Source organism: Salinivibrio sp. SS3, assembly GCF_001722105.1.
In the GTDB taxonomy this organism is placed as follows: Bacteria; Pseudomonadota; Gammaproteobacteria; order Enterobacterales; family Vibrionaceae; genus Salinivibrio; species Salinivibrio kushneri.
This window is the reverse complement of the sequence record NZ_MEBQ01000039.1, coordinates 1-1,306: the sequence shown is the minus strand read 5'-3', so window position 1 is coordinate 1,306 and position 1,306 is coordinate 1. Positions and strand designations below refer to the sequence as shown.

Here is a 1,306-nt window from a genome sequence, read left to right as displayed (position 1 = left end):
GAGTTAAACTATTCGTTAAAAACGTCTAGCAGGGCGAAGGCTAAGGAGCGCTTACCATGGGGGCTTCCCCCATACCCCCTGAATCTTGATTCTGTAACAGATTCAATCGCTGTAAAGACTGTAAATCCTCACCCAAAAGGTCAAGAAGTGATTTAATGGATATCTGAAGGTCACTAGAAGATGGATGATCCAATAAAATCGAAATGGCAAGAAAAAGGTCCTGAGTATCGTTTAGTGTCGAGCTAAAGCTTTCTGAGGTAAAATGTAAAATAGACATGATTAATTTCCCGTAATTAATTGTGTTAGTCAGGGCGCATGCTGAATCATGCGTTACCTGGCGAATAGTAAAATACAGCTTTTGCATCTCCGCGCCTTAAGGGCGATACGATGCTGCCGCTGAGTAAAAGAATTTCAAATTAATAGTTAAAAGTAACCTCCTTAAATCCAATCTTATTGGCAGTTGATATAACAGCATCAGCAGACTTAAAAACCCTTAAGTCATCACGTTGAGCAGATAAAACATAAATGCACCCCTTAGCCTTAAAATGCAAAATCCAACCTGAAGAAACCACGGAGGGAGCAGCAAAGGAAGAAGTTAAGGAACCGGTATCAAAAAGCAATATAGCTTCAGCAGTATTAATAGAACTCTTTTTCACTTAAAAACCTCAATCATATTTGTAATTTGATTAATCATATTGCAAATATGATATTATGTCAAATTTTAAATTTGATTAATCAAAAGGCGAAAAAAAACCGCTTAACTAGCGGTTTTTTATGTGAGAATAGTGTTTTTAGTTAACGTAATTTCTTAAACCTATATTCCAATGAAAAATCTTAACCATTACAGCTGTTATCTCTGCGCTATCCTCACCAACGTTGATTAAATCAACGGAATCAGACTCTACATCAACAAGACCTAAATTTTTGGAATATTCAAGCATCAGGCCACCAAAGGCCACAAGCTTACGACCGCGAATGCTATCTGCTAACTGCTCAACAACCTTAGGAAAGGCGTAGTAATTACCATCAGGACCCTTAACAACGTAGTTAGATGGTTTAGTAGCATATTTTCCAACCTCAGCAGCGGCAGAGCTAATATCATCACTGTTTGGGCGTTTTGGGTTCGGTTTAATAGCTCTGACATCAACTTGAGTTATGTGAGGGTATTTAGTCGCCTCTTGCCACAACTCCAACCATCTTTCCTGTTTAATGTAGTTTTTCTTAAAATAACCAGAAGGAACACAAACCAAAACGTGATAATGAGGGTGATAATCGTCACGGTCACCGTTATAAGTAACTTCTAAAG

At 38.1% G+C, this 1,306-nt stretch carries 3 protein-coding genes; all 3 read right to left on the bottom strand.

Annotated features, from left to right (window positions below; all coding sequences use genetic code 11):
• Positions 1–40: 40 nt before the first annotated feature.
• Complete coding sequence (locus tag BGL48_RS11405) at positions 41–364, bottom strand: hypothetical protein (protein ID WP_069362754.1); 324 nt, start codon at positions 362–364, stop codon at positions 41–43.
• Between the two features lie 52 nt (positions 365–416).
• Positions 417–656 (bottom strand): hypothetical protein, encoded by a 240-nt coding sequence (locus BGL48_RS16145; protein WP_141698093.1) that lies wholly within the window; start codon positions 654–656, stop codon positions 417–419.
• 135 nt (positions 657–791) lie between these two features.
• A partial coding sequence (locus tag BGL48_RS11400; RefSeq protein WP_176719663.1) for a protein rep occupies positions 792–1,306 on the bottom strand: 515 nt, incomplete at its 5' end.

What these genes read in the sequence shown, in the direction of transcription:
- BGL48_RS11405 (WP_069362754.1), bottom strand. Translation starts at nt 364, where the DNA reads ATGCAAAAGCTGTATTTTACTATTCGCCAGGTAACGCATGATTCAGCA.